Raw genomic sequence first — 26252 nt, 5'->3', positions numbered from 1 at the left:
ACGGAGTCTAGGAACGTCAAAATCCGGGGCGTTATCCGCTTTTGGTAATTATCGTGGGGGCCGTTTGAGCGTGTCGGACGGCAGTTCGCCGAACAGTTCCCGATAGTGCGACGCGAACCGGCTCAGATGCCAGAAGCCCCAACGGCACGCGACGTCGCTGACCGACGCGCTGGCGGGGGAATGTTCGCGCAGTTCGCGGCGCACCGCGTTCAGCCGCAGCACGCGCAGGTACCACGCGGGATGCGTGCCGAGAATTTCCTCGAAGCAATACTGCAGTTTGCGCCGGCTCGCGCCGACTTCGCGGCATACGTCGAGCACCGTCAGCGGCACACCGGGTCGCGACACGACGAGTTCGCGCACGCGATCGACCACACGGCGACGAGCGGACGGATCGAGCCGGACGCGGCGGTCGGCCGCTTCCATCGCGTGCGCCAGTTCGACCAGAATGGCGTCGTGCAGCGTCTTGCGCGTGTGCGGCCGCGCGAGCGGGCGCTCCGGCGTATCGGCCGCCCCGAAGCCGGTCATCAGCAATGCCGTCAGCGCATCATGGCGTGCTGCGGGGATCCGCAGGATGCGGGTTTCGCTCGACGCCATGCCGTCGCCGTCTTCGTCCCGATCGCCAAGCCACGCCAGTTGGCGCAGTGTGTCGCTGGGCACCGTCAGCAGTACGACGTCCTGATGGTCGGGCGTGCGTAGTTCCGGCAGCGACGTGCCGCCGGAGACGAGCAATGCCTTGTCGCGCAGCGGCGCGCCGCCGCAGAAGCCGGCGCCGGCGGTTTCCAGCGGGATGCTGAACGACGTTCTGCCGGCGCACTGGTTGCCGCGCTTGAGCAGCGCCCGATTGACGCGTTCGCGCAGCAATTGCATGCCGTCGAAGCGGATTTCGTGCAGCGTTCCATGGAACGGTCCGGGCGACAGTTGATCGAGCCGGATCGACCAGCCGTGCGTGCACTCCGCGTGGGTATCCACGTCCTGGCTGGCGAAGCGCCGGACCGACGGCAGCGTGTCGGGCGGGGTGTCGGCGACGCATACGGCGGACGGCAATGGAGCGGGATGCATGGCGAGTGGGGCGATGGACAAGGCGTCCGTCGACAATGCGCACACAATTTCTCGTTGGCAATGCGTTTTTACCCGGGGCTGCGGGCGCGATTGCGCCGCGGACGGCGTGCCGGGCACGCATGATTCGGCACGGCGCCCACACGGATCGCTTCGTCGCGCTCGAACCCGCAAGTCACGCAAGCGGGAGCGGAGCACACAACGGGAAATCGAACGTCCGGCGACGCCGGTTCAGTCGAGCCCGCCCTGGCACAGGTACTTGATCGACAGATAATCGTCGAGCCCATAGCGCGAACCTTCGCGGCCGTAGCCCGATTCCTTCACGCCGCCGAACGGCGCGGCCTCGCTCGCGAGCGCGCCTTCGTTGATCCCGACGATGCCCGTTTCGAGCCGCGCCGACACGCGCGCGATGCGCCGCACGTCCTGCGTGTAGAAATACGCGGCGAGCCCGAACGGCGTGTCGTTCGCGGCATCGACCGCTTCGTCCTCGGACTCGAAGCGAAACAGCGCGGCGACCGGGCCGAAGGTTTCCTCGCAGGTCAGCTGCATGTCGGCGGTGGCGTCGGCGAGCACCGTCGGCGCGTAGTAGTTCGCGCCGAGCTCGGTCAGGCGCTTGCCGCCCGTCAGCACACGCGCGCCGCGTTCGACGGCGTCGCCGACATGGCGCGCGATCTTGTCGACCGCGCGCGCGTTGATCATCGGGCCGATCTGCGCGGCCGGGTCGGTCGCCGGCGCGACCTTCAGCGCGGCGACGCGCGCGGCGAGCTTCGCGGCGAACGCGTCGTAGACACCGGCCTGCACGTACACGCGATTCGGCGACACGCAGGTCTGCCCGCCGTTGCGGAACTTGGCGGCCATCAGCCCGTCGACCGCGGCGTCGAGCTCGGCGTCGTCGAACACGATGAACGGCGCATTGCCGCCGAGCTCCAGCGACAGCTTCTTCAACGTCGCCGCCGATTCGCGCGCGAGCAGCTTGCCGACGGGCGTCGAGCCGGTGAACGTGATCTTGCGCACGCGGCCGTCGGCGAGCCAGTCGGCCGCGGCTTCGACGCCGCGTTCGCGCGACGCGGTGATCAGGTTCAGCACACCGGCCGGCACGCCGGCTTCCTGCGCGAGCAACGCGAGCGCGAGCGCGGTCAGCGGCGTGTCCTCCGCCGGCTTCGCGACCACCGTGCAGCCGGCCGCGAGCGCGGGTGCGATCTTGCGCGCGATCATCGCGAGCGGGAAATTCCACGGCGTGATCGCGGCGACGACGCCGATCGGCTCCTTCACCGCGCTCAACCGCTTGCCGCGCTGCTGCTGCGGGATCAGGTCGCCGTACGTGCGGGTCGCTTCCTCCGCGAACCACAGCACGTACGACGCACCGTACGCGACTTCGCCGCGCGCTTCGGCAAGCGGCTTGCCCTGTTCGCGCGACATCAGCTTCGCGAGATCGTCGGTGTGCGCGACGATCGCCGCATGCCAGGCGCGCAGGATCGCGGCGCGTTCGCGCGCGGGCGTCGCACGCCACGCGGGCAGCGCGCGAGCCGCCGCGTCGGTTGCCGCGCGCGCGTCGGCGGCGCCGCTGTCGGGTGCGTGGGCAACGGTCTCGAGCGTGGCGGGATCGGTGACGGCGAAGCGGCGGCCGTCGAACGCATCGCGCCAGGCGCCGTCGATGAGGTTGGCGGTGCGAACGAGTTCGGTTCGGGACAGCGTAAGCGGCATGACAGGTCCTTGAATGAAGCGGTTCGACGACGACGACGGCGGAGCGGGCGCGACTTCCCCCGCGCGGGCAGCGGGCTGCCGCGTGACGGGATGACGCACACCGGGTGTCAGTGACGTTCGCCGAACAGCGATTCGAGCGGGTAGTGCCGTTTGACGAACGGCGACTTGATGATCACGTAACTGAAATACTTCTCGATGCCGATGTTCTGCTCGAGCAGCCCTTCGACGATCGTCTGGTAATGGCTCACGCTGCGCGTGATGAACTTCAGCAGGTAGTCGTAGCCGCCGCTCGCGAGGTGGCATTCGACGATCTCGTCGACGTTGCGGATCGCCGCGACGAAGCGGTCGAAATCCTCGCGCCGGTGGTCGGCCAGCGTGACCTCGGTAAACACGACCTGCACGTCGCCGAGTTTCTCGAGCTGGATATGCGCGCCGTAGCCGCCGATGTAACCGGCCTTCTCGAGCCGCTTCACGCGGATCAGGCATGGGCTGGGCGACAGCCCGACCGCATCGGCCAGCTCGACGTTGGTCATGCGGCCGCGCTTCTGCAACTGGGAGAGGATGCGCAGGTCGATGCGATCCAGCTTGCTGTCCGTCATGTTCACGTGAGAAGGCAAAAATGGAATGTCCGGTTACTTTAGAGTCGAACGATGGCGGCCACAAGCCCGGCTTTCCCTTGGCCGGTCAGGCCGGCTGCGCGTGCGCGGCGTCGAGCGCGCGCTGCACGCCCGAATCGGCCAGCACGTCGTCGAGCGTCTTGCGCACGCGTTCGAACAGCAGGTCGAACTCGCCCGCGGTGAAACTCAGCGCCGGCGCGAAGCCGAGCACGCCGTCGCCGAACGCGCGGAACACCACGCCGTTCGCGTACGCGGCGGCAGCGATCTTGTCCGGCACGTTCAGCGCCGCGTCGAAGCGCGTCTTGTGCGCCTTGTCGGCCACCAGTTCGAGCGCGCCGAGCAGGCCGACCGAGCGGGCGTCGCCGACGAGCGGATGCGCGCGCAGCGCATCGAGCCCCGCGGCGAAGCGCGGCGCGAGCGCCTGGCCGTTCGCGAGCAGCCCGCCTTCGTGATAGAGCTTCAGCACCTCGAGACCGATCGCCGCGCTCACCGGATGCGCGGAATACGTATGGCCGTGGCCGACCACGGGCGCATCGGCGCGGTCGCCCGCGATTCCTTCGTAGATTTCGTCGGACATCAGCACCGCGCCCATCGGCGCATAGCCGGCGGTCAATCCCTTCGCGACGGTCATCAGGTCGGGGTCGACCTGTTCGGCCTCGCAGGCGAACAGCGGGCCGGTGCGGCCGAAGCCGGTGATCACCTCGTCGGCGACGAACAGGATGCCGAGGCGCCGGCACGCGTCGCGCATCGCCTTCAGCCAGCCGGCCGGCGGCACGATCACGCCGCCCGAGCCTTGCACCGGCTCGCAGAAGAACGCGGCGACGTTGTCCGCGCCGAGTTCGGCGACCTTCGCTTCGAGCGCGGCGACCGACGCGGCGATCAGCGCCTGCGGATCGTCGCCGAGCGGATGGCGGTACGGGTAGGGCGACGGAATATGGTGCTGGTCCGCGCGCGGCAGGTCGAAATGGCGGTGGAATGCCGGCAGCGCGGTGAGGCCGGCGCCGAACGACGACGAGCCGTGATAGCCGCGCTCCAGCGCGATCATCTGCTTTTTCGACGGGCGGCCGGTCGCGTTGAAATAGTGCGTGATGAAGCGCACCGCGGAATCGACCGCGTCCGAGCCGCCGAGCGTGAAGTACACGCGGTTCAGCGACGGCGGCGCGAGCGCGGCGAGCCGTTCGGCGAGCTCGATCGCCGGCTGCGAGCCGAAATGGAAATAACCGGTCGCGTAGGGCAGCTTCGCCATCTGGTCGGCGGCGGCCTTCACGATGCTGTCGCGGCCGTAGCCGACGTTCACGCACCACAGGCCGGAGAACGCGTCGAGCAGCGTGTGGCCGGCGGCGTCGCGCAGGAACACGCCGTCCGCGGATTCCAGCACGGTGACGCCGCGCGCTTCGTGCGCACGGTAATTGACGACGGGATGGATCAGGTGTTGACGATCGGCTTCGATCAGCGCGGCTTGGTTCATGGGAAGGCGGGACTCTCGTCAGGTGTCAGCGGTGAGTTCATGCTAACGGGCGAGAATTCCGCATGCGTCTTCAATTTGCGGCCCGAAACGTATGCGCGTGGCGTTTGCACGGGGTGCTTCGGCATTTTCTGCTGCGCGCCCGGCGGGCCGGGGCGCGCAGCAGGTCAGTAGCCGCGCGTACGGTCGACGACGCCGATCATCGGCTGGCCCGCGCGATGGCGCGCGAGGTTCGCGAGCACCGCGTCGACCGCGGTGTCGGGCCGCGTCGCGCTGGCGATGTGCGGCGTGATGCGAATGCGCGGGTGCGTCCAGAACGGATGGCCGGGCGGCAGCGGTTCGGGGTCCGTCACGTCGAGGATCGCGCTGTCGAGGCGGCCGCTCGCGAGCGCCGCGAGCAGCGCCGCCGAATCCAGCTGCGGGCCGCGCCCGACCTGCACCAGCGATGCGCCGGCCGGCAGCGCATCGAACACGCGCGCGCCGAGCAGGCCGCGCGTGCTGTCGGTGAGCGGCAGCAGGCAGATCAGGATGTCGGTGCGGGCGAGGAACGCGTCGAGCGCCGCGTCTCCCGCGTAGCAGTCGACGCCGTCGAGCGTGCGCGGCGTGCGGCTCCAGCCGGCGCACGGGAAACCGAAGCGCCGCAGCGTGTCCAGCACGGCCTGGCCGAGCGTGCCGAGCCCGAGCACGCCGACGCGCCGCGACGCGGCCGCGCGCACGGGATGCTCGCGCCACACCTGGTCGCGCTGCTGGGCCGCATAGTCGAACAGGTCGCGATGAATCGTCAGCACGGCCTGCGTCACGTATTCGACCATCCCTTCGACGATGCCCGGCTCGATCATCCGCACGACGGGGATGTGCGAAGGCACGTGCGACAGATCGAACTGGTCGATGCCGGCGCCCACCGAGAACACGACCTCGAGATTCGGCAGCAGCGCGACCGGATCGTCCGGCGGCTGCCATGCGGCGAGATAGCGGACGGCTGCGGCGTCGCCGAGGTCCGGCCAGATCCGGAACGGCAGATCGGGCGCCTGTTGCGCGAAGCGCGCCGCCCACTGCGCGCCGCGCACCGGGTCGGCCTTGTAGAGGAAGCTCATCGTGCGCGCCCCCTCAACCGAGCGCCTGGTTCACGATCGCGAACGGGCGCAGCGCCGGGTCGCGGGCCGGCGGCGTGCCGCGCGCCATCGCGACGACGGTATCGACGCGCGGCAGCCCGAGCCCCTGCAGCCAGTCGGACAGCCCGCTGTCGCCCGGCACGTCCAGCCGCACGAACATGCCCTCGTGCAGCGCGAGCCAGTGGCTGATCAGCGCCTGCGCGCGCAGCGCATCGGGCGCGACCACCGGGCCGATCACGTGGCCGCGGCCGAAGCGGCGGAACAGCGCGAAGCCGAGCAGTTCGCCGTCGCGATCGAGCGCGATGCCGTTCGCGACGTCGAGCAGCGCGTCGATCACCGCGCCGCGCTCGTAGCCGGCCGCGCGCGAGGCGAGCGCGGCGAGGCGCGGCCCGTCGTTGGTGCCGAGCGGGCGCAGCCGCTCGCCGGGCGGCAGCGAGATCAGCGGCGGCTGGAACGCGGCGCCCTGGTGCTGATCGACCGTGCCGATCGCTGCGAAGCCGAACTTCGCGTAGAGCGGTTCGCCGGACGGCGTCGCATGCAAAAACACGGTCCGCTCGCCGAGACTGTCGACCACGCGGATCATCAGCTCGCGGCCGATGCCGCAGCCCTGGCGCTCGGGCGACACGATCACCATGCCGAGGGACGCATGCGCGTCGTCGAAGCGCCAGCCGAGCGCGGTGCCGACGACGCCGGATTCATCCTCGGCGACGAAGCCGCCGCCGAGCTGGAACGCGAAGCGCCAGTCGTCGATGCGGTGCGGCCACTTGACGGCTTCCGACAGCCGATGCGCGGCGGGCAGGTCCGTTTCGGTGAACGGGCGATAGGTAAGCGTGCGGGAAGGATTGAGGTCGGACACGCCGGACTCCGGATGGGTGGAAATGACAGGTCGACTCTGCCAGCGCGGGTGCGGCGCGGATAGGACGATTCGCCTGTTTTCGGGGCACGGCGGCCGCTCGCGCACGATCGATGCAAACCCGCATGATCGGCGCGCGCGAACGCGCGGATCGTGCCGGCGCGGCCGGCCAATCCGGCCACTCCTGCTGTGGGAATGCCTCTACGATGCATGCACGGCGGCGCTGCCGCCGCCGAAGGGCCGCACCGGCAGGCGCGCCCGCCGCGGTGGCGCGGCGCTCATCGGCCGGCGCCGCGGCGCCACGCCCGATCGCGCCGCAGATCGTGCTGCATGTGCCGGGCAACACGCGGCGATTCTGCGTTTTGAGCGGCGCCGAATGATGCGCGAACGACTTTTTGCCCTGATTCAATTTCGTTGAACCCAGCCCATCCCCGGCCCTGCCGGGGCTTCACACCGACAGGACCCGACCATGATCCAGTTTGAACCGAAGTACATCACCTTCGACTGCTACGGCACGCTGACCCATTTCCGGATGGCCGAGACGGCGCGCGAAATCTATGCGGACCGGCTGTCGCCGGCCACGATGGAGGCCTTCGTGCGCGCGTTCGCCGCCTATCGGCTCGACGAGGTGCTCGGCGCGTGGAAGCCGTACCGCGACGTCGTCGTCAACTCGGTCCGCCGCACCTGTGCGCGGCTCGGCGTGACGTTCGACGAAGCCGAGGCCGAGCTTTTCTATCATGCGGTGCCGACCTGGGGCCCGCATCCGGACGTGCCGGCCGGGCTGTCGCGGCTGGCGACGAAGTACAAGCTCGTGATCCTGTCGAACGCGATGGACGAGCAGATCATGAGCAACGTCGACAAGCTCGGCGCGCCATTCCATGCGGTGTTCACCGCGCAGCAGGCGCAATCGTACAAGCCGCGGATGCAGGGCTTCGAATACATGTTCGACAAGCTCGGCTGCAAGCCGGAGGACGTGCTGCACGTGTCGTCGAGCCTGCGTTACGACCTGATGACGGCCGAGGATCTCGGGATCAAGCACAAGGCGTTCGTGAACCGCGGCCACGAGCCGGGCACGCCGTTCTACAACTATTACGAAGTGTCGGACATCGGCCAGCTCGCGACGCAGCTCGGGCTGTAAGCCGGTTCGTCGATCGCCATGACGTGACGGGACGCGGCCGCGAGGCCGCCGGAGCCCGTCGCGTCCCGGTGCGCGTTCGATCAGCGCACGAAGCGAGGGTAATTACCGATATTGAATCGTTCAAGGCCGGGCCGCCCGGGCCGATATATGTACCGAACGGTTAATATTGCGAGGCCCCCGCATGAAGTTGTCCACCAAACTGCTGATGCTCGTCGTCGCGGCGCTGCTCGGTATCGTCCTGCTCGCCGCGTTGTCGCTGCATACGCTGCGCGACGCGCTGATCGACAGCCGCCGCGAAGAGATCGTCATTCTGCTGACCAAGGCCGAGCACCTGGTCGATTCGTATCGCGCGATGCAGACGAGCGGCACGCTCACGCAGGAGCAGGCGCAGCAGCAGGCCAAGGCCGCGCTGGCGGCGCTCAACGCGAATTCGAAGAGTTACTTCTGGGTCACGACGTCCGACGGCGTCAACCTCGTCCATCCGAACGCGAAGTTCATCGGCACGCGCGCGAAGGGCAACCGCACGACCAGCGGCATGACCGACAGCGAGGCGTACCGCGCGGGCATGGCGCAGGCGCATTTCGCGCTCGTCGACGTGCTGATCAAGCGCAGCCCCGACGCGGACCTCGAGCCGAAGCTGCAGGGCGTGGTCGCGATTCCGGACTGGGACTGGTGGATCGGCACGGGATTCTTCTACGACGACATCAATGCGGCGTTTACCCGGCTCGCGACGGTGCTGGGCGCCGTCACGCTCGTCATCGCCGCGGCGCTCGCGGCGATTGCGTGGGGCGTGCTGCGCAGCGTCAGGCGCACGCTCGGCGGGGAGCCCGCGCAGGCGGCGCAGATCGCGGCCCGCATCGCCGCCGGCGAACTGGACGTGCAGTTCGATACGGCGCACGCCGCGCCCGGCAGCCTGCTCGTCGCGCTGGGCGACATGAAGGCGCGGCTGACCGACACCATCGCCGAAATCCAGACCACGACCCACTCGATCGCCACCGGCACCGGCGAGATCGCGCAAGGCAACCTGGATCTGTCGCAGCGCACGGAGCAGCAGGCCGCGTCGCTGCAGGAAACGGCCGCCAGCATGGAGCAGATGACGTCCACGGTCAAACAGAACGCCGACAACGCACGCCAGGCGAATGCACTCGTGACCCAGGCGAAGGATGCGACCGAACTGGGCGGCGCCGCCGTGCAGGCGGTCGTCGAGACGATGCGGCAGATCTCGGACGGATCGGTGCGGATCGCCGACATTACCGTCGTCATCGAAAGCATCGCATTCCAGACCAACATCCTGGCGCTCAACGCCGCGGTGGAAGCCGCGCGGGCCGGCGAGGAGGGGCGCGGGTTCGCCGTCGTCGCATCGGAAGTCCGCTCGCTCGCGCAACGCAGCGCCGCGGCCGCGAAGGACATCAAGGGATTGATCGACGCGTCGGTCGAGCGGGCCGGCAGCGGCAGCCGGCTCGTCGAGACGGCCGGCGAGCGGATGACGGAGATCGTTCGGTCGATCGACCGGGTGGCCGACATCATGGGCGAGATTTCGGCGGCATCGGTCGAGCAAAGCACTGGTATCGAACAGATCGGGCTGGCGGTCGCCCAAATGGACGAAGTCACCCAGCAGAACGCCGCGCTCGTCGAGCAGGCGGCCGCCGCCGCATCGTCGCTGGACGAGCAGGCGGCGCGCCTGCGGGCCGCCGTGTCGGTATTCCGGCTCGCTGCGTGACGGCTTCGTGCCGTCCGCGGACAGCCGGCGCATCGTTCAACCTCCTTCACGCAGCGCCGGCGCACGCCCGGCGTGCGCGCCGGCATGCCGGTGACGGACGCGTCGCCGCACGGGATCACCACGGTTCCTGACGGCTGCACGGCTCGCGTGTGCACGGTCGCCGGCCAGTCCCGTCCTCTTCCTGCCTTCTCGCCAAGCTGCTCCGATCGAGCGGCATTCTTCTGAACTTTCATCCGCGACGTGCCGTCGCGACCGTCACCGCCGACGCCCGTGCATGCGGCGATCTGCCGCACCGCGCGGCGCGTTTCAGCCGTCGTCGGCATGCAAGCCCCCATTCGATACAAACGTGCGGTTTGCGCGAGTCAAACGCGCGCCGGATGCCGAACGGGCAATTTTGTCGACGCAATCTGCGGCGGCTGCGGCCTTACGATTTCCTGCATCGACACGGGTTCGGCAGCCGCCGCGACACACCGCCGGGCACACGGCGACACGGATGCGCATGCAGCAATTCATGCTGCGCGGGCGGCTCAAAACGGTCGATTCGTATCGTGCGGGCCGCTCGAATCGCGACAAACCGCATTTTGGCGATGCTTAAATGAATTGCATGTGTACGACGTCGCGCCCGCCACCAGCAAGCGGACGCAGCGGGATTGAACAACCACGCTGGACCCTTGGACCCACTTTCCACAGTCAGGAGCAGTTCGGATGAGCGACGATATCGACAACGGCGGCAAGGGCGGCTTCACGCGCCGCGACATGATGAAGGTCATGGCGGCGGGCGGCATGATGGCCGCCGGCGCCGGCGGACTGCTGATGACCCCCGACTCCGCCTTCGCCGCGCCCGCGCCGAAGCGCGGCGGCAAGATCCGGGTTGCGAACGAAGCCGGCTCGACGGCCGATACGCTCGACCCGGCCAAGGGCTCGACGGGCGCGGACTACACGCGCTTCTTCATGTTCTACAGCGGCCTCACGCAGCTCGATGCGAGCCTGACGCCGCAGATGAACCTCGCCGAGTCGCTGCAGACGACCGATGCGAAGACCTGGATCATCAAGCTGCGCAAGGGCGTCACGTTCCACGACGGCAAGCCGGTCGGCCCGGCCGACGTGGTGTATTCGCTGATGCGCCACAAGAACCCGGCCACCGCGTCGAAGGTCAAGCCGCTCGCCGAACAGTTCGCCGACGCGAAGGCGACCGGCCCCGACGAAGTCACGTTGACGCTCGCCAGCGCGAACGCGGACCTGCCGGTGATCCTCGCGACGCCGCAGCTCGTGATCGTCAAGGACGGCACGACCGACTTCAGCACCGGCATCGGCTGCGGCCCGTACAAGCTCAAGTCGTTCAAGCCGGGCGTGTCGACCGTCGGCGTGCGCAACGACAGCTACTTCAAGCCGGGCAAGCCGTATCTCGACGAGATCGAGCTGATCGGCATCAGCGACAGCGCCGCGCGCCTGAACGCGCTGCTGTCGGGCGACGTGCACCTGATCAACGCGATCGATCCGCGCTCGACGCAGCGGGTCTCGTCGACGCCGGGCTACGCGCTGAAGGAAACCAAGTCGGGCCTCTACACCGACCTGATCATGCGCAGCGACAACCCGATCGTCGCGAACCCCGATTTCGTCGAAGGGATGAAGTACCTGTTCGATCGCGAGCAGCTCCGCACGGCGGTGTTCCGCGGCTACTCGGTGATCGGCAACGACCAGCCGATTCCGCCGGGGCACCGCTACTTCAACGCGTCGCTGCCGCAGCGCGCGCACGATCCGGACAAGGCGAAGTTCCTGCTCCAGAAGGCCGGGGCGCTCGGCGCCACGCTGCCGCCGATCTATGCGACGTCCGACGCGAACGGGTCGATCGAAATGGCCGTGCTGCTGCAGCAGGCCGGCCAGAAGATCGGGCTGAACCTGCAGGTCAACCGCGCGTCGCCCGACGGCTACTGGTCGAACCACTGGATGAAGCATCCGCTCACGTTCGGCAACATCAACCCGCGCTCGAGCGCCGACGTGCTGTTCACGCAGTTCTTCAAGTCGGATGCACCGTGGAACGAGTCGGGCTGGAAGAACGCGAAGTTCGACCAGCTGCTGCTCGCCGCGCGCTCGGAAACCGACGACGCGAAGCGCAAGCAGATGTACGGCGACATGCAGGTGATCGTGTCGCAGCAGGGCCGGGTCGGCATTCCGGCGTTCATCAGCTTCCTCGACGGGTACGACAAGCGGCTCGCGGGCCTCGGTTCGATCCCGACCGGCGGGATGATGGGCTTCATGTTCGCCGAGAACGTGTGGTGGAACGCATGACGTTGTGGTTGGCCGCCGCCGCGCGGCCGGTGCGGACCCCCGCGCCGGCCACGCGCGGTTTTTTCGGGAGTGTCGCTCCATGAACCGAATTCTCATCGGGCTGATCGGCCGGCGCGTCGCGGTCACCGCGCTGACGCTGCTGATCGTGTCCGCGATCATCTTCACGATCACGAACCTGCTGCCGGGCGACGCCGCGCAGGCCGCGCTCGGCCAGTCGGCGACGCCGGAGACGGTCGCCGCGCTGCGTCAGCAGTTCGGTCTCGACATGCCGGCGCACGTGCGTTACGTGCACTGGCTCGGCGGGCTGCTGCACGGCGATTTCGGCCGGTCGCTGTCCGGCGACATGCCGGTGTCGGAGCTGATCGGCGGGCGCCTGCCGAAGTCGCTCGCGCTGGCGGCGATCACGACCGCCGTGTCGGTGCCGATCGCGCTGCTGCTCGGCATCCTCGCGGCGGTCAAGCGCGAATCGGTGATCGACCGCGTGATCAGCCTCGGCACGCTGTCGCTCGTCGCGACGCCGGAATTCCTGATCGCGACGGTCGCCGTGCTCGTGTTCGCGGTGAAGCTGCACTGGTTGTCCGCGTTGTCGTACAGCGGTCCGATCGAAAGCCTGCACGATTTCCTGCGTGCGTATGCGATGCCGGTGCTGACGCTGTGCGCGGTCGTGATCGCGCAGATGGCGCGGATGACGCGCGCCGCGGTGATCGAGCAGTTGAGCGCGTCGTACGTCGAGATGGCCACGTTGAAGGGCGCGAGCCCCGCGCGCGTCGTGCTGCGCCATGCGCTGCCCAACGCGATCGGCCCGATCGCCAATGCGATCGCGCTGAGCCTGTCGTATCTGCTCGGCGGCGTGATCGTCGTCGAGACGATCTTCAACTATCCGGGCCTCGCGAGCCTGATGGTCGACGCCGTCAGCAACCGCGATTTCCCGCTGGTCCAGGCGTGCACGCTGATCTTCTGCGTCGCTTACCTGACGCTCGTGCTGTTCGCCGACCTGTGCTCGATCGTGTCGAACCCGCGATTGCGCACCTGAGTGTTTCGTCTTCCTTCCGAGATGCCGCCCATGCAACCGATCGAACCCGTACAACGCAGCAGCGCGCTGCCGCCCTCCGGCGACCCGCCCCTGGGGCGGGGCAGCATGCCGCCTGCCGCTCCGGCCCCCGACCAGCCGCGCAAGCGCCGCGGCGCGCGCATCGCGTTGACGACCGGCGGCCGCGTCGGCCTGTCGATGGTCGGCCTGATGCTGTTCGTCGCGGTGTTCGCGCCGCTGATCGCGCCGCATGACGTCGGCGCGATCGTCACGCCGGACGTGTTCGCGCCGTTCAGCGCGAAGCTGCCGTTCGGCTCCGACTTCCTCGGCCGCGACATGCTGAGCCGAATCCTGTACGGCGCGCGGCTGACCGTGCTGCTCGCGCTGGCCGCGGTGCTGCTCGCCGCGGTGACCGGCACGACGCTCGGGCTGCTCGCGACCGTGTCGGGCCGTGCGGTCGACGAGACGATGAGCCGGCTGCTCGACGCGCTCACGTCGATTCCGTCGAAGATGTTCGCACTGATGCTCGTCGCCGCGTTCGGCTCGTCGCTGCCGCTGCTGGTGCTCACCGCCGCGATCAGCTACATGCCTGGCTCGTACCGGATCGCGCGCGCGCTGGCGGTCAACATCAGCACGCTCGAATTCGTGCAGGTGGCCAGGGCGCGCGGCGAAAGCGCGTTGTACATCGCGTGCGTCGAGATGCTGCCGAACATGATCCACCCGATGCTGGCGGATACCGGGCTGCGCTTCACGTTCGTCGTGCTGCTGCTGAGCGGCCTGAGCTTTCTCGGGCTCGGCGTGCAGCCGCCGTATGCGGACCTCGGTTCGCTCGTGCGCGAGAACATCGCGAGCCTCGGCGACGGCTCGGCCGTCGCGATCATGCCCGCGGTCGCGATCGCGATCCTGACGGTGGGCGTCAACCTGATGATCGACGGCCTGCCGCATCGCGGCCGCCGCAAGGGCGCGGCCGGCGCCGCCGGAGGACACTGATGCGACACGAATCGAACCCGCTCGTCGAGGTGCGCGGGCTGCGCGTGGTCGGCGGCCGGCCGGGCGGCGAGGAAACGACGATCGTCCACGGCGTCGACTTCGACATCGGGCGCGGCGAGGTGCTCGCGCTGATCGGCGAATCGGGCTCCGGCAAGACGACGATCGCGTTGTCGCTGATGGGCCATGCGCGTACCGGATGCCGGATCGCCGGCGGCTCGGTGAAGCTCGACGGCACCGACGTGTGCACGCTTTCGGCTGCGGCGCTGACCGCGCTGCGCGGGCGCAAGGTCGCGTATATCGCGCAGAGCGCCGCCGCCGCGTTCAACCCGTCGCGCACGATTCTCGACCAGGTGATCGAGGCCGCGCTGATCCACAAGACGATGACGAAGCGCGACGCGCAGGCGAAGGCGGTCGAGCTGTTTCGCGCGCTCGCGCTGCCGGAGCCGGAGACGATCGGCAAGCGCTATCCGCACCAGGTATCGGGCGGTCAGCTGCAGCGGCTGATGGCCGCGATGGCGCTGATCACCGATCCGGAGCTGGTGATTCTCGACGAGCCGACCACCGCGCTCGACGTGACCACGCAGATCGACGTGCTGCAGGCGTTCAAGAGCGTGATCCAGCGCTACGGGATGAGTGCGGTGTACGTGTCGCACGACCTGGCGGTTGTCGCGCAGATGGCCGACCGGATCGTCGTGCTGAGCGACGGCGTGATCCGCGAGGCGGGCGCGACCGAACAGATCCTGCATGCGCCGACGCACCCGTACACGCAGAGCCTGATCGCGGCGGTCACGCCGAATGATGCCGAACGCGACACGCAGGCGCAGGCACAAACGCCCGCCGCGCCGGCGCCGCTGCTCGACGTGCGCGGCGCGATCGCCGGCTACGGCGGCCGCGCCGCGAACGGCTGGCCCGCGAAGGTGATCCTGCACGAAGTCGACCTGCGCATCGGGCGCGGGCAGACGGTCGGCGTGATCGGCGAATCGGGCTCTGGCAAGACGACGCTCGCGAAGGTGATCGCGGGCCTCGTGCCGGCGACCGGCGGCACGATCCTGCTCGACGGCGAGCCGCTCGCGCGCGATATCGGCAAGCGGACGAAGGAGCAGCATCGCCGCGTGCAGATCGTGTTCCAGAACGCCGATACCGCGCTCAACCCGGTGCATACCGTCGAACGCACGCTCGCGCGGCCGCTGGCGTTCTATCACGGGATCAAGGGCGCGCGTGCACGCCAGCGCGTCGCGGAACTGCTCGAGCTCGTGCGGCTGCCGCCGGCGGTGGCGTCGCGGCGTACCGGCGAGCTGTCGGGCGGGCAGAAGCAGCGCGTGAACCTCGCGCGCGCGCTCGCGGCCGAGCCCGACCTGATCCTGTGCGACGAGGTCACGTCGGCGCTCGACACCGTGGTCGGCGCCGCGATCATCGAGCTGCTGCGCGACCTGCAGGCGAAGCTCGGCGTGTCGTACGTGTTCATCACGCACGACATCGCGAAGGTGCGCGCGATCAGCGACGACATCGTCGTGCTGTATGCGGGCCGCCGCGTGGAGACGGGCAGCCGCGACGCGCTGTGCGCGCCGCCTTATCACCCGTACTCGCACTTGCTGGTGTCGTCCGCGCCGGAACTGCGCGCGGGCTGGCTCGACGATGCGGCCGAGCGTTGTCACCGGCCGCTGGTGCCGATCGGCGAGCGCGAGAACGAGGACGAGCTGTGTCCGTTCCTGTCGCGCTGCGCGATGCGGGTGGACGGCGTGTGCAACCGGACGGCCCCGTCGCTGCGCACGCTCGGCAACGGCGCGCAGGTGCTGTGCCATCGCAGCGAGGAGGATCTCGCGAGTTTCCAGGCGGAGCCGGTGCCGGCCGGTGTCACGCCGGTGCAACCGTAGTGCGGGGTGCGCGAACCGTTCATCGCGCGGTGCGGTGAACGGGCCGCCGCATAGTCTGCTGCGGCGGTCGCGCAAAACGGCGATTTGTACGCGCGCCGCGCGCGAATACGCGGCAACTGCGGTTTTTGACGGTGATTAAATGATTCTCATTGAACGGTCGCCGATCGTCGTTGCCGGCATGCAAAAGAAGGATCCGATGAAACTGGAATCGTACTGGCTGGATACCCGCCCCGCGTTTCGCGCCGGCAGCGTTGGGCCCGTCGAAGGGCGGGCCGATGTGGTCGTGATCGGTGGCGGTTTCACCGGCTTGTCGGCGGCGCTCGCGCTCGCGCAGCGGGGCGTCTCGGTGGTCGTGCTCGAAGCCGTGCAAGTCGCCGGCGAAGCGTCCGGCCGCAACGGCGGCCAGTGCAATACGGGCGTCGCGCAGGACTACGCGTCGCTGGCCGCGCGCATCGGTGCCGAGCCCGCGAAGCAGTTCTATCGCGCCTACGAAAGCGCGGTGAAGAGCGTCGAGACGATCGTCACCGAACAGGCGATCGATTGCGATTTCCGGCGGGCGGGCAAGCTGAAGCTCGCCGCGAAACCGCAGCACTTCGCGGGGCTCGAAAAGACCTTCAACGCGTTGCGGCGCGATGTCGATCCCGACATCGAACTGATCGAGCCGTCGCGAATTCGCGATGAAATCGCATCCGACGGTTTCTACGGCGGGCTCCTGCAGCGCAACGGCGCGCAGATGCACATGGGCAAGTTCGGCGTCGGCCTCGCGCAAGCGGCCGTGCGGGCCGGCGCACGTGTGTACGAGCACGCGGCCGTCACGCAGCTCGACCGGCTCGACGGCGAGCGTCACAGAATTACCTGCGCCCGCGGCACGATCGTCGCCGACCGCGTGCTGGTCGCGACCGGCGCGTCGCAGCACGGGCCGTTCGCGTGGTTCCGGCGACGCATCGCGCCGGTCGGCAGCTTCATCGTCGTGACCGAGCCGCTGCCCGACGCGCAGTTGAACCGGCTGTTTCCGCATCGCCGTGCGTACGTGACGTCGCGCCAGATCGGCAACTACTTCCGCGTGACGCCCGACAACCGGCTGTTGTTCGGCGGCCGCGCGCGTTTCGCGATGTCGAGCCCGCGCTCCGATGCGAAGAGCGGCGACATCCTGCGCGCCGGCATGGCCGGCTATTTCCCCGAGCTGGCCAACGTGCGCCTCGACTACTGCTGGGGCGGGCTGGTCGACATCACCGCCGACCGGCTGCCGCGCGCGGGCCAGCACGACGGACTCTATTACTCGATGGGCTACAGCGGTCACGGCGTGCAGATGTCGGTGCACATGGGCCGCGTGATGGCCGACGTGCTGTACGGCGCGGCCGCGTCGAACCCGTGGCGCGAGCTCGAATGGCCGGCGATACCGGGCCATTTCGGACACGCGTGGTTCCTGCCGCTCGTCGGCGCGTATTACCGGATGCAGGATTTCCTGCATTGAAGCGAGCGCCGGGAGAACTCGATATGACAGTGCAATTCGTTGGCTCGCCGCGTGTCGCGCGGCCCGTCTCGCCGGCGATCGGCGACGTGCTGCGCACGATCGACGCGTCGTTCGCGCAGCCGCTGAACCTCGACACGCTCGCGGCGGTGGCCGGCTTGAGCGTGTCGCGTTTCACCGCGCGCTTTCGCAGCGAAACCGGGCTGTCGCCGCACCGGTATCTGTGTCTCGTGCGGATACGGCGGGCGCAGGACCTGTTGCGCGCCGGTCTCGCGCCGTCGGTCGTCGCGACCGACGTCGGCTTCTTCGATCAGAGCCATCTGTGCCGGCATTTCCGGCGCGTGCTCGGGATCACGCCGCGCGATTACGTGGTTGCCCGAACCGGCGGCGTACCGGTACGAACGCCGTCGGCGCGCCTGCGCACCGAACGCCGCGAAGCGTCGTGCCACGCGGCGTAAGCGCACGCATGGACGACATGCCCCGCCGAGGATGTCCGGCAGAAGAGCCGGCGAACGACGATTTCCGATATCGCGTGACGGCGTTGAACCAGGCCGCCACGCACCGCACAGGAGCAGAAATGACCGCAGTTTTCGTGTTGCACCGGGCCGACGGCGCACCGTCTTCCACCGCATTCCGCCAGCAGGCGTTCGGCGCGAGCGATCCGTTCGCGTCGCATCGCGAGATCGCGTGGGAAGGCCCCGACGCGATGGCCGCGGGGCGTATCCGCTTCGCCGGCGAGCTGGACGTGTCGAGCTTTCCGCACATCGAAACCCTCGTCGTCGTCGAAGGCGAGCTGACGCTCGAAGCGGCCGGGGCCGCACCGCTGGTGGTCGGCCCGGGGCAAGGCGCCGTGATCGGCTGCGGCACCGCGCTGCGCATCGTCACGCCATCGCCCGTGCTGCTGACGTTCTGCTCGGCAGCGTGCGAGACACCGACGAAACAAGGCGTCTTTGCGCTGTACGCCGACGCGGATTTCAAGCCGTCCGCCACGCTGCCGGCCGAGGTATTGCTCGGCCCTGCGCCGCAATGCCGCAGCGACAACGTGTTCACCGACGACGCAGCCGGATACTGCGCGGGCACGTGGGATTCGACACCGTATCACCGGATCGTCCGGCCGCATCGCGCCAACGAGTTCATGTTCCTGCTGGACGGCGGCGTCCGCTTCGCGGCGCCCGACGGCAGCGTGCAGTCGGTCGGTGCCGGCGATGCGCTGTTCGTGCCGCGCGGCGCGTCGATCGGGTGGGAAAGCAGCGAACGCGTGGCGAAGTTCTACGTGATGCAGAACGTCAAACCTTCCACCGAACGAGACTGAGCATGTCCCCTCCGCTGCGCCATATCGAAACCTTGTCCACGCCGCCGGCCGCGGCCGACGTCGTCGTGATCGGCGGCGGCATCATCGGCGTCTTCACCGCCTACTATCTGGCCCGGCGCGGGCTGTCGGTCGCGCTCGTCGAGAAGGGGCGCATCGGCGCCGAACAGTCGAGCCGCAACTGGGGCTGGTGCCGGCAGCAGAACCGCGATGCGCGCGAGTTGCCGATGGCGAGCAAGAGCATCGATCTGTGGGAACGATTCGCTGCCGAATCCGGAGAAGACACGGGCTTTCATCGCTGCGGGCTGCTGTATCTCAGCAATGACGAAGCCGAGTTGTCCCGCTGGGCCAGTTGGGGCGAATTCGCGAAGACCGCGGGCGTGACCACGTACATGCTCGACAGCAAGCAGGCCGCCGAGCGCGGACGGGCGACGGGGCGGCAGTGGAAGGGCGGCGTCTTCTCGCCGACCGACGGCACGGCCGACCCGGGAAAGGCCGCGCCGGCCGTGGCCGCCGCGCTGATCAAGCTGGGCGGCAGCGTCCACCAGCACTGCGCGGCGCGCGGCATCGAGCTCGAAGGCGGCCGCGTCGCGGGCGTCGTCACCGAAGCGGGCGTCATCAAGACCCGGACGGCGGTGATGGCCGGCGGCGCATGGGCGTCGTCGTTCTGCCGCCAGCTCGGCATCCGGTTTCCGCAGGCGTCGATCCGTCAGTCGATCCTGAGCGTGTCGCCCGTCGACACGCCGCTGCCGGGTGCGATGTATACGTCCGGCGTATCCATTACGCGCCGCTGCGACGGACGCTATGCACTGGCGATCAGCGGCCGCGCGCGCGTGGACCCGACGCCGCAGTTCCTGCGCTTCGCGCCGCAATTCGTGCCGATGTTCGCGAAGCGCTGGCGCAACCTGCTGCCGGGCGGCCTCGAAGGCGTACGCGGCGGTCATGAAACGTTGAAGCGCTGGCGCCTCGATGCGCCGACGCCGATGGAAGCGGTACGCATTCTCGATCCGAAGCCCGACATGCCGACGGTCGCCGAAACGTACCGCCGCGCGTCCGAACTGTTGCCCGAGCTGCGCGAAGCGACGATCACGCACGCGTGGGCCGGCTTCGTCGACAGCACGCCGGACGGCGTGCCGGGCATCGGCGAAGTGCCGGGCGTGCCGGGGCTGATCCTCGCGGCGGGCTTCTCGGGGCACGGCTTCGGGATCGGCCCGGGCGCCGGGCACCTGATCGCCGATCTCGCGTCCGGTGCGGAGCCGTTCGTGGACCCGACGCCGTACCGGCCCGGCCGGTTCAGCGAGTCCGCCTGGGGCAAGGTCGCGGATTTCTAGTTCTAGTGCAAGGCCGTTACGCGGCCGGGAAGGCAGCCTCTGGACGAGGCGCTTCGATCCGGCTCGTACGCGCGGCGGGGTCGTGCGACGAACGTTCGCCGGCCCGACAGCGCGGTGTGGTGCGGTGCGACAGCTTGGGAGTGCCTGATGCGTTTCAGTTCCTACTGGCTCGATACGTCGGAGCCATTCGCGAGCAGCTCGCCGGAGTTGCGCGACGGAAGTTGCGACGTGGTGGTGGTCGGCGGCGGGATCACCGGTTCGGCCGCCGCACTGGCGCTGGCCAAGAAAGGCGCGCGGGTGATCGTCTGCGAGGCGGGCACCGTCGGGCAGGCGGCGTCCGGGCGCAACGGCGGCATGTGCAACAACGGCTTCGCGCAGGACTACGCATCGCTGTCGCAGCGCATCGGCACGGAGCTGGCCAACCGGCTCTATCGCGCGTTCGATGCGGGCGTCGACACGGTCGAGCGGTTGGTCAGGGAGGAGTCGATCGATTGCGATTTCGTGCGCCGCGGCAAGCTGAAGCTCGCGGCGAAGCCCGAGCACTACGACAAGCTCGTGCGCAGCCAGGCACTGCTCGCGGCGAGTGTGGACCCCGACACGCGCCTGGTCACGAAGGCGGAACTGCGCGACGAGATCGGCTCGGACCGTTATCACGGCGGGCTGCTGTTCGGCAAGAGCGCGGGAATGCATGTCGGCCGTTATGTGCGCGGCCTCGCGCGCGCCGCGCAAGCCCGCGGCGCGCACATGCTCGAACAGGCGCCGGTGCTCGGCCTGCAGCGGCAAGCCGGCGGCGCGTACGCGGTGCAAACACCGCTCGGCGAGATTCGCGCGCGCCAGGTGCTGCTCGCGAGCGGCATTTCGCAGGTCGGGCCGTTCGGCTGGGTGCGCCGCCGGATCGTGCCGGTCGGCGCGTTCATCATCGTCACCGAGCCGTTGCCGAACGACCTGCTCGACCGCTTGCTGCCGACGCGCCGGATGGTCACCGACACGAAGAACTTCGTGAATTTCTTTCGCGTCACGCCCGACAACCGGATGCTGTTCGGCGGGCGCGCGCGTTTTGCCGCGTCGAATCCGCGTTCGGACGAAAAGAGCGGGGCAATCCTGCGGCAGCAGATGGCCACCGTGTTTCCCGAGCTGGCCGCCGTACGCATCGACTACTGCTGGGGCGGAATGGTCGACATGACAGCCAACCGCCTGCCGCGCGCGGGCGAACGCGACGGCGTGTATTACTCGATGGGCTATAGCGGCCACGGCACGCACATGGCTACGCTGATGGGCACGTTGATGGCCGAGATCATGGACGGACGCGCCGACCTCAACCCATGGAAAGGTTTCGACTGGCCCGCGATTCCGGGCCACTTCGGCAAACCCTGGTTCCTGCCGTTCGTCGGCGCCTGGTATCGACTCAAGGACACGCTGCAATGAATTCCCCTGTTGTTCACCTGATGCAAGCCGGAAGGCTCGATCGCTTCTTCATCGACGGCGACTGGGTGCTGCCTGACGGCGGCGACCGGTTCGCGGTCATCAGCCCGTCCACCGAGGACACGCTGTGCGAGATCCCGCTCGGCAGCGCACGCGACGCCGACCGCGCGGTGCAGGCCGCGCGCAATGCGTTCGAACGCTGGTCCGCGACGTCGCCGCAGGAACGCGCGGCGCTGCTCGACCGCATCCATGCGTTGATCCTGGAACGCGCCGAGCTGTTCGCCACGGCGCTCGCGCTGGAGATGGGCGCGCCGATCGGCTATGCACGCGGCGCGCACGTGCCGCTCGCGGCCGAACACATCCGCGTCGCACGCGACAACCTGGCGCGCTACCCGTTCGTCGAGCGGCGCGGGACGACCGCGGTCGTGCGCGAGCCGATCGGCGTATGCGCGCTGATCACGCCGTGGAACTGGCCGATCTATCAGATCACCGCGAAGGTCGGGCCGGCGCTCGCGGCAGGCTGCACGGTGGTGCTGAAGCCGAGCGAGCTGTCGCCGCTCAGCGCGTTGCTGTTCGCGGAAGTGGTCGCCGACGCGGGCGTGCCCGCCGGCGTATTCAACCTCGTGAGCGGCAGCGGCGAAACGGTGGGGGCCGCGCTGTCGTCGCATCCGGAAGTCGACATGGTGTCGATCACCGGATCGACGCGGGCCGGCGTGCTCGTCGCGCAGGCGGCGGCAACGACCGTCAAGCGCGTCGCGCAGGAGCTGGGCGGCAAGTCGCCTAACGTCGTGTTGCCGGACGCGGACCTGTCGCGCGCGATCCCGCCTGGCGTGGCCGCCGCGTTCCGCAACATGGGGCAATCGTGCAGCGCGCCGACCCGCATGATCGTGCCGCGCGCCGTGCTCGGCGCGGTCGAGGAACTGGCCGTCGCGGCGATGCAAACGCTCGTCGTCGGCGATCCGTTCGACGAAGCCACGACGCACGGGCCGCTGGCCAATCGCGCGCAGTTCGGCCGGGTCGCGCAGATGATCGACGTGGGCATCGACGAACGCGCGAAGCTGATCGCCGGCGGCCCCGGTCGGCCGGCGGGCCTCGACAAGGGCTTCTATGCGCGGCCGACGATCTTCTCCGAGGTGCGCACCGACATGGCGATCGCGCAGCAGGAGATCTTCGGCCCGGTGCTCGCGATCCTGCCTTACGACACCGTGGAAGAAGCGATCGCGATCGCGAACGATACGGTGTACGGGCTCGGCGCGCACGTGCAGGGCACCGACATGGCGCGCGTGCGGGCGGTGGCCGCGCGTATCCAGGCCGGGCAGGTACATCTGAACTACCCGGCATGGGATCCTCAGGCGCCGTTCGGCGGATACAAGCAGTCGGGCAACGGCCGCGAGTACGGGATCGAAGGAATGGCGGAGTATATGGAAGTCAAGTCTGTCCTGGGCTTTTATGATTGAGGCGGCTGCCGCGCGCGATGCGGCAGTCGTGATTTGAACCGGTTTGCTTTGCAAGGGTGCCGAGATTGGAAAACGCCATCATCCCCGACACGTCGTTGAACGCGCATCGCGCGCACTGGGCGAAGCTGCGCCGCGACCTGCATGCGCATCCCGAGTTGCGATTCGAGGAACACCGGACGGCCGACGTCGTGGCCCGCGAGCTTGAAGCGCTCGGTTACGCGGTATCGCGCGGGCTGGGTGGCACCGGCGTCGTCGCGAGCCTGGCCGGCGCCGATCCGGGCCGCGGCATCGTGCTGCGCGCCGATCTGGACGCGTTGCCGATCCACGAAGCCAACGACTTCGCGCATGCGTCGTGCTCGCACGGGATCATGCATGCGTGCGGCCATGACGGCCATACCGTGATGTTGCTCGGCGCCGCGCGCGTGCTGAAGGAATTGCCGCAGTTGCCCGGCACCGTCCATTTCGTGTTTCAGCCGGGCGAAGAGGGCGGCGCGGGCGCGCGCAGGATGATCGACGACGGGCTGTTCGAGCAATTCCCGACGGAAGCGGTATTCGGCATGCACAACTGGCCCGGGTTGCCGGCCGGGCATTTCGGGTTGCGCACCGGCGCGATCATGGCCGCCGGCTCGCGCTTCAGGATCACGGTGACGGGCAAGGGCGCGCACGCGGCGCAGCCGCATCTGGGCATCGATCCGGTGCCGCTCGCGTGCTCGATGGTGCTGCAGTGTCAGACCATCGCCGCGCGGCACAAGGACCCCGTCGACCCGGCGGTCATTTCCGTGTGCATGTTTCATGCGGGCACGACGGACAACGTGATTCCCGACACCGCCGAGCTGCGCGGCACGATCCGCACGCTGTCGTCGGCCTTGCAGCAGAAGCTGCAGCGCGACGTGCGGCTCGCGTGCGAAGGGCTCGCGGGGGCCTATGGCGCGCAGGTCGACGTGGAGTTTTTCCAGTACTACCCGGCGACGGTCAACACGCCGGCCGAGACGGCGCTGTGCGAAGCGGTGATTCGCGATACGTTCGGCGACGAGCGCCTGTCTCCCGACGTGCCGCCGAACATGACGTCCGAGGACTTCGGCTTCATGCTGGAGGAGCGGCCGGGCGCTTACGTACTGATCGGCAATGCGCAGGATGGCGCGGCCTCACCGGCGCTGCATCACCCGAAATACGATTTCAACGACGACATCATTCCGGCCGGCGTCCGGTATTGGGTCGCGTTGGCGCAGCAATACTTCACGCGATCGGCGTGATGCTTCGGAGCGGCGTGGAAACCGGCTGACGTCTGGTTGATCGGGCGTCAGGTCCGGGAACGGCGTGCTTCCTGATCGTCGGGCATTCATGCCAGCCGGGGAGCGCCGTGCAATTTTTAGCCGCTTCGATGGGGTCACTGCGCATTTTTCTGACGTGGCGTGTCGCACGAGAACATCATTTGAAAGGACGCTTGATGAACCAGGAACATGAAGTGAAGGAGCGCGACGCGACGTCGGCGCTTCACTACCGCAGATTCACCGCAGCGGACGTCCCCGCTGCCCATGCGCTTTCCATCGCGCTGCGCTGGCCGTTCCGGGCGGAAGACTGGCAGTTTTCCGCCGACACGTCGATCGCGTTCGCGGCCGAGGAAAACGGCGTGGTCATCGGCACGGCGATGTGCTGGAAGTACGGTGCGGATCGCGCGGCGATCGGGCACGTGATCGTCTCCGACGCGCATCAGGGCCGGGGAATCGGCCGCAAACTGATGGAGACGCTCCTCGATGAGCTGGGGCCGCGCATCACTTTTCTGCACGCGACGCCGGCCGGTCGGCCGCTCTACGAGAAACTCGGATTCAACGTGTGCGGATCGCTGAGCCAGTATCAGGGGAACGTGGATCGGCCCGTCGCGGTGGCCGTGCCCGATGGCGAGCGGCTGCGCGCCGGATCTCCGGCCGACTGGCCGCGTCTCGTCGAACTCGACGCGCGTGCGTCGGGCCTCGAGCGCGAAGCGTTGTTGTCCGCGTTGCAGGCGCGGGGAGAAAGCGTCGTGCTCGAACGCGACGGCGAGGTCGTCGGGTTTTCGGTGCTGCGGCGCTTCGGCCGCGGTTACGTGGTCGGCCCGGTGGTTGCGCCGCGTTCGGGCGACGATGCGCATGCGAAGGCGCTGATCGGCTATTGGCTGACGAAACGGGACGGCGAATTCGTGCGGATCGATGTGCCAGACGGGAGCAGTTTGCCGGCGTGGCTGAGCGAACAGGGACTGAAGCAGGTGGATACCTGTTCGAAGATGGTTCGCAATGCGCCGGCCGCGGCACACGAGGGCGCGGCCGACCCGGTATTCGGGCTGTACGGGCTGGTCAGTCAGGCCATGTTGTAGCGGGCCCGACCTGGTGTCCGGCTCCCGCCGATCCGGACGCCAGGGGCGCAGTCGCGTGGCCGCTGTCGCCGGCAACAGTATGGAGGTCGCGGCGAACCGGCCGCGCACGCCGCCGGTTCAACCGCCCGGCGAGTCCCTGCACTGCCGCGCGGCGCATGAGTGCGTCGCATCCCGCTCAACGCACGAGCGCCGCCACGAAGTCGCGATACGTCCGCAGCGGGCGGCCGAGGATCGCGGTCAGCCGCTCGACGTCGCCGGCCTCCGGCACCATCCCGTCGCTGACGTAGCGCTCGGCCATCAGACGCATTTCGTACGCCATCCATTTCGGCATGAATTTCGCGAAATTGTCTTCGAACGGCGTTGGATCGTCGCCGCCATAGGCAACCGGGCGGCCGAGCGTGTCCGACCAGATCGACGCCAGTTGCGGGCCGGTCAGCGTGTCGGGCCCGACGAGGTTGATGGTCTCGACCGGCAGCGTGGCCGGCGCATCGTTGCGGCGGATCAACTCGATCGCCGCGACTTCCGCGATGTCGCGCGCATCGACCATCGCGACGCCCTTGCCGCCGATCGGGATCGGGTACACGCCGTGTCCGACGATCACGTCCTTGACCATCGACTCGTTGTCCATGAAATACGCGGGCCGCAGGATCGTCGCGCTGAAGCCCATTTGCTCGATCATCCGCTCCGCGCCGGATTTCACCGCGAAGTGCGGCACGTTCACGAAGCGGTCGGCGTGCAGCACCGACAGATAGACGACGCGCTCGATCCCCGCTTCGCGGGCCAGGTTCAGCGCGATCAGCGCCTGCGTGAATTCGTCGCCCGCCACGCCGTTGAGCAGGAACAGCGTGCGCACGCCGGAGAAGGCCGCCCGCAGCGCGTCGACGTCGAGCATGTCGCCCTGCGCGACGGTCACGGCCGCCGGAAAATCGGCCTTGGCCGGATCGCGCACCAGCACGCGCACGTCGGCGCCGCGATCGACGAGTTGACGGACGAGCTGGCGGCCGATACGGCCGGTGGCGCCGGTAACGAGAATGGTCATGATGTTCACTCCTGAGGTAATGGTC

Annotated in this window: 21 protein-coding genes; 14 read left to right on the top strand and 7 right to left on the bottom strand. The window is 68.7% G+C overall.

Going from position 1 to position 26252, the window contains the following annotated elements; genetic code table 11:
- Window positions 1-48: 48 nt before the first annotated feature.
- The 6 genes from SY91_RS29755 to SY91_RS29730 all read right to left on the bottom strand — a co-directional run bounded on the left by SY91_RS29755 (window position 49) and on the right by SY91_RS29730 (window position 6810).
- On the bottom strand, window positions 49-1080 hold the full coding sequence (locus tag SY91_RS29755) for a helix-turn-helix domain-containing protein (RefSeq protein WP_234621847.1): 1032 nt from the start codon (window positions 1078-1080) through the stop codon (window positions 49-51).
- 207 nt (window positions 1081-1287) lie between these two features.
- The gene (locus tag SY91_RS29750; protein ID WP_043886357.1) at window positions 1288-2760 is read right to left on the bottom strand and encodes an NAD-dependent succinate-semialdehyde dehydrogenase; all 1473 of its coding nucleotides are present in this window, start codon (window positions 2758-2760) and stop codon (window positions 1288-1290) included.
- Window positions 2761-2867: 107 nt separating this feature from the next.
- A complete protein-coding gene (locus SY91_RS29745; protein ID WP_006749694.1) occupies window positions 2868-3359 on the bottom strand; it encodes an Lrp/AsnC family transcriptional regulator in 492 nt (163 codons plus the stop codon).
- Window positions 3360-3444: 85 nt separating this feature from the next.
- Entirely contained in the window at window positions 3445-4845 is a 1401-nt protein-coding gene (locus tag SY91_RS29740) for an aspartate aminotransferase family protein (protein ID WP_011549845.1), read from the bottom strand.
- A gap of 164 nt (window positions 4846-5009) precedes the next feature.
- Window positions 5010-5936, bottom strand: a complete 927-nt coding sequence (locus SY91_RS29735) for a 2-hydroxyacid dehydrogenase (protein ID WP_023474574.1) — start codon at window positions 5934-5936, stop codon at window positions 5010-5012.
- Window positions 5937-5949: 13 nt separating this feature from the next.
- Window positions 5950-6810 (bottom strand): GNAT family N-acetyltransferase, encoded by an 861-nt coding sequence (locus SY91_RS29730; protein ID WP_023474573.1) that lies wholly within the window; start codon window positions 6808-6810, stop codon window positions 5950-5952.
- Window positions 6811-7276: 466 nt separating this feature from the next.
- On the opposite strand from SY91_RS29730, the gene SY91_RS29725 reads away from it, so the two are divergent.
- The 14 genes from SY91_RS29725 (at window position 7277) to SY91_RS29660 (ending at window position 25188) form a co-directional block, all read left to right on the top strand.
- The gene (locus SY91_RS29725; protein ID WP_023474571.1) at window positions 7277-7945 is read left to right on the top strand and encodes a haloacid dehalogenase type II; all 669 of its coding nucleotides are present in this window, start codon (window positions 7277-7279) and stop codon (window positions 7943-7945) included.
- 181 nt (window positions 7946-8126) lie between these two features.
- Entirely contained in the window at window positions 8127-9665 is a 1539-nt protein-coding gene (locus SY91_RS29720) for a methyl-accepting chemotaxis protein (RefSeq protein WP_023474570.1), read from the top strand.
- Window positions 9666-10370: 705 nt separating this feature from the next.
- Complete coding sequence (locus tag SY91_RS29715) at window positions 10371-11954, top strand: ABC transporter substrate-binding protein (protein ID WP_023474568.1); 1584 nt, start codon at window positions 10371-10373, stop codon at window positions 11952-11954.
- 79 nt (window positions 11955-12033) lie between these two features.
- Entirely contained in the window at window positions 12034-12987 is a 954-nt protein-coding gene (locus tag SY91_RS29710) for an ABC transporter permease (protein ID WP_023474567.1), read from the top strand.
- A gap of 30 nt (window positions 12988-13017) precedes the next feature.
- Complete coding sequence (locus tag SY91_RS29705; protein WP_043886355.1) at window positions 13018-13974, top strand: ABC transporter permease; 957 nt, start codon at window positions 13018-13020, stop codon at window positions 13972-13974.
- The gene (locus tag SY91_RS29700) at window positions 13974-15848 is read left to right on the top strand and encodes an ABC transporter ATP-binding protein (RefSeq protein ID WP_023474565.1); all 1875 of its coding nucleotides are present in this window, start codon (window positions 13974-13976) and stop codon (window positions 15846-15848) included. Before SY91_RS29705 ends, SY91_RS29700 begins: the two co-directional genes overlap by 1 nt.
- Window positions 15849-15987: 139 nt before the next feature.
- On the top strand, window positions 15988-17322 hold the full coding sequence (locus SY91_RS29695) for an NAD(P)/FAD-dependent oxidoreductase (protein ID WP_023474564.1): 1335 nt from the start codon (window positions 15988-15990) through the stop codon (window positions 17320-17322).
- 23 nt (window positions 17323-17345) lie between these two features.
- The gene (locus SY91_RS29690) at window positions 17346-17777 is read left to right on the top strand and encodes a helix-turn-helix domain-containing protein (RefSeq protein ID WP_006481200.1); all 432 of its coding nucleotides are present in this window, start codon (window positions 17346-17348) and stop codon (window positions 17775-17777) included.
- 119 nt (window positions 17778-17896) lie between these two features.
- The gene (locus tag SY91_RS29685) at window positions 17897-18631 is read left to right on the top strand and encodes a cupin domain-containing protein (protein WP_043886354.1); all 735 of its coding nucleotides are present in this window, start codon (window positions 17897-17899) and stop codon (window positions 18629-18631) included.
- A gap of 2 nt (window positions 18632-18633) precedes the next feature.
- The gene (locus tag SY91_RS29680) at window positions 18634-19959 is read left to right on the top strand and encodes an NAD(P)/FAD-dependent oxidoreductase (RefSeq protein ID WP_012336799.1); all 1326 of its coding nucleotides are present in this window, start codon (window positions 18634-18636) and stop codon (window positions 19957-19959) included.
- A gap of 147 nt (window positions 19960-20106) precedes the next feature.
- On the top strand, window positions 20107-21384 hold the full coding sequence (locus tag SY91_RS29675) for an NAD(P)/FAD-dependent oxidoreductase (RefSeq protein ID WP_023474562.1): 1278 nt from the start codon (window positions 20107-20109) through the stop codon (window positions 21382-21384).
- Complete coding sequence (locus SY91_RS29670; RefSeq protein ID WP_023474561.1) at window positions 21381-22838, top strand: aldehyde dehydrogenase family protein; 1458 nt, start codon at window positions 21381-21383, stop codon at window positions 22836-22838. The genes SY91_RS29675 and SY91_RS29670 overlap by 4 nt, the downstream gene beginning before the upstream one ends.
- Before the next feature lie 65 nt (window positions 22839-22903).
- Entirely contained in the window at window positions 22904-24091 is a 1188-nt protein-coding gene (locus SY91_RS29665) for a M20 aminoacylase family protein (protein WP_023474560.1), read from the top strand.
- Window positions 24092-24285: 194 nt separating this feature from the next.
- Entirely contained in the window at window positions 24286-25188 is a 903-nt protein-coding gene (locus tag SY91_RS29660) for a GNAT family N-acetyltransferase (RefSeq protein WP_043886353.1), read from the top strand.
- 175 nt (window positions 25189-25363) lie between these two features.
- On the opposite strand, the gene SY91_RS29655 is transcribed toward SY91_RS29660, so the two are convergent.
- On the bottom strand, window positions 25364-26227 hold the full coding sequence (locus SY91_RS29655; protein ID WP_023474558.1) for an SDR family oxidoreductase: 864 nt from the start codon (window positions 26225-26227) through the stop codon (window positions 25364-25366).
- Between the last annotated feature and the right edge of the window lie 25 nt (window positions 26228-26252).

Source organism: Burkholderia cenocepacia (assembly GCF_014211915.1).
In the GTDB taxonomy this organism is placed as follows: domain Bacteria; phylum Pseudomonadota; class Gammaproteobacteria; order Burkholderiales; family Burkholderiaceae; genus Burkholderia; species Burkholderia orbicola.
The sequence above is the reverse complement of the archived record's forward strand: the minus strand, read 5'-3'. Positions and strand labels throughout refer to the sequence as shown.

What these genes read in the sequence shown, in the direction of transcription:
- SY91_RS29750 (WP_043886357.1), bottom strand. Translation starts at nt 2,760, where the DNA reads ATGCCGCTTACGCTGTCCCGAACCGAACTCGTTCGCACCGCCAACCTC.
- SY91_RS29745 (WP_006749694.1), bottom strand. Translation starts at nt 3,359, where the DNA reads ATGACGGACAGCAAGCTGGATCGCATCGACCTGCGCATCCTCTCCCAG.
- SY91_RS29740 (WP_011549845.1), bottom strand. Translation starts at nt 4,845, where the DNA reads ATGAACCAAGCCGCGCTGATCGAAGCCGATCGTCAACACCTGATCCAT.
- SY91_RS29735 (WP_023474574.1), bottom strand. Translation starts at nt 5,936, where the DNA reads ATGAGCTTCCTCTACAAGGCCGACCCGGTGCGCGGCGCGCAGTGGGCG.
- SY91_RS29725 (WP_023474571.1), top strand. Translation starts at nt 7,277, where the DNA reads ATGATCCAGTTTGAACCGAAGTACATCACCTTCGACTGCTACGGCACG.
- SY91_RS29720 (WP_023474570.1), top strand. Translation starts at nt 8,127, where the DNA reads ATGAAGTTGTCCACCAAACTGCTGATGCTCGTCGTCGCGGCGCTGCTC.
- SY91_RS29715 (WP_023474568.1), top strand. Translation starts at nt 10,371, where the DNA reads ATGAGCGACGATATCGACAACGGCGGCAAGGGCGGCTTCACGCGCCGC.
- SY91_RS29710 (WP_023474567.1), top strand. Translation starts at nt 12,034, where the DNA reads ATGAACCGAATTCTCATCGGGCTGATCGGCCGGCGCGTCGCGGTCACC.
- SY91_RS29705 (WP_043886355.1), top strand. Translation starts at nt 13,018, where the DNA reads ATGCAACCGATCGAACCCGTACAACGCAGCAGCGCGCTGCCGCCCTCC.
- SY91_RS29700 (WP_023474565.1), top strand. Translation starts at nt 13,974, where the DNA reads ATGCGACACGAATCGAACCCGCTCGTCGAGGTGCGCGGGCTGCGCGTG.
- SY91_RS29695 (WP_023474564.1), top strand. Translation starts at nt 15,988, where the DNA reads ATGATTCTCATTGAACGGTCGCCGATCGTCGTTGCCGGCATGCAAAAG.
- SY91_RS29690 (WP_006481200.1), top strand. Translation starts at nt 17,346, where the DNA reads ATGACAGTGCAATTCGTTGGCTCGCCGCGTGTCGCGCGGCCCGTCTCG.
- SY91_RS29685 (WP_043886354.1), top strand. Translation starts at nt 17,897, where the DNA reads ATGACCGCAGTTTTCGTGTTGCACCGGGCCGACGGCGCACCGTCTTCC.
- SY91_RS29680 (WP_012336799.1), top strand. Translation starts at nt 18,634, where the DNA reads ATGTCCCCTCCGCTGCGCCATATCGAAACCTTGTCCACGCCGCCGGCC.
- SY91_RS29675 (WP_023474562.1), top strand. Translation starts at nt 20,107, where the DNA reads ATGCGTTTCAGTTCCTACTGGCTCGATACGTCGGAGCCATTCGCGAGC.
- SY91_RS29670 (WP_023474561.1), top strand. Translation starts at nt 21,381, where the DNA reads ATGAATTCCCCTGTTGTTCACCTGATGCAAGCCGGAAGGCTCGATCGC.
- SY91_RS29660 (WP_043886353.1), top strand. Translation starts at nt 24,286, where the DNA reads ATGAACCAGGAACATGAAGTGAAGGAGCGCGACGCGACGTCGGCGCTT.
- SY91_RS29655 (WP_023474558.1), bottom strand. Translation starts at nt 26,227, where the DNA reads ATGACCATTCTCGTTACCGGCGCCACCGGCCGTATCGGCCGCCAGCTC.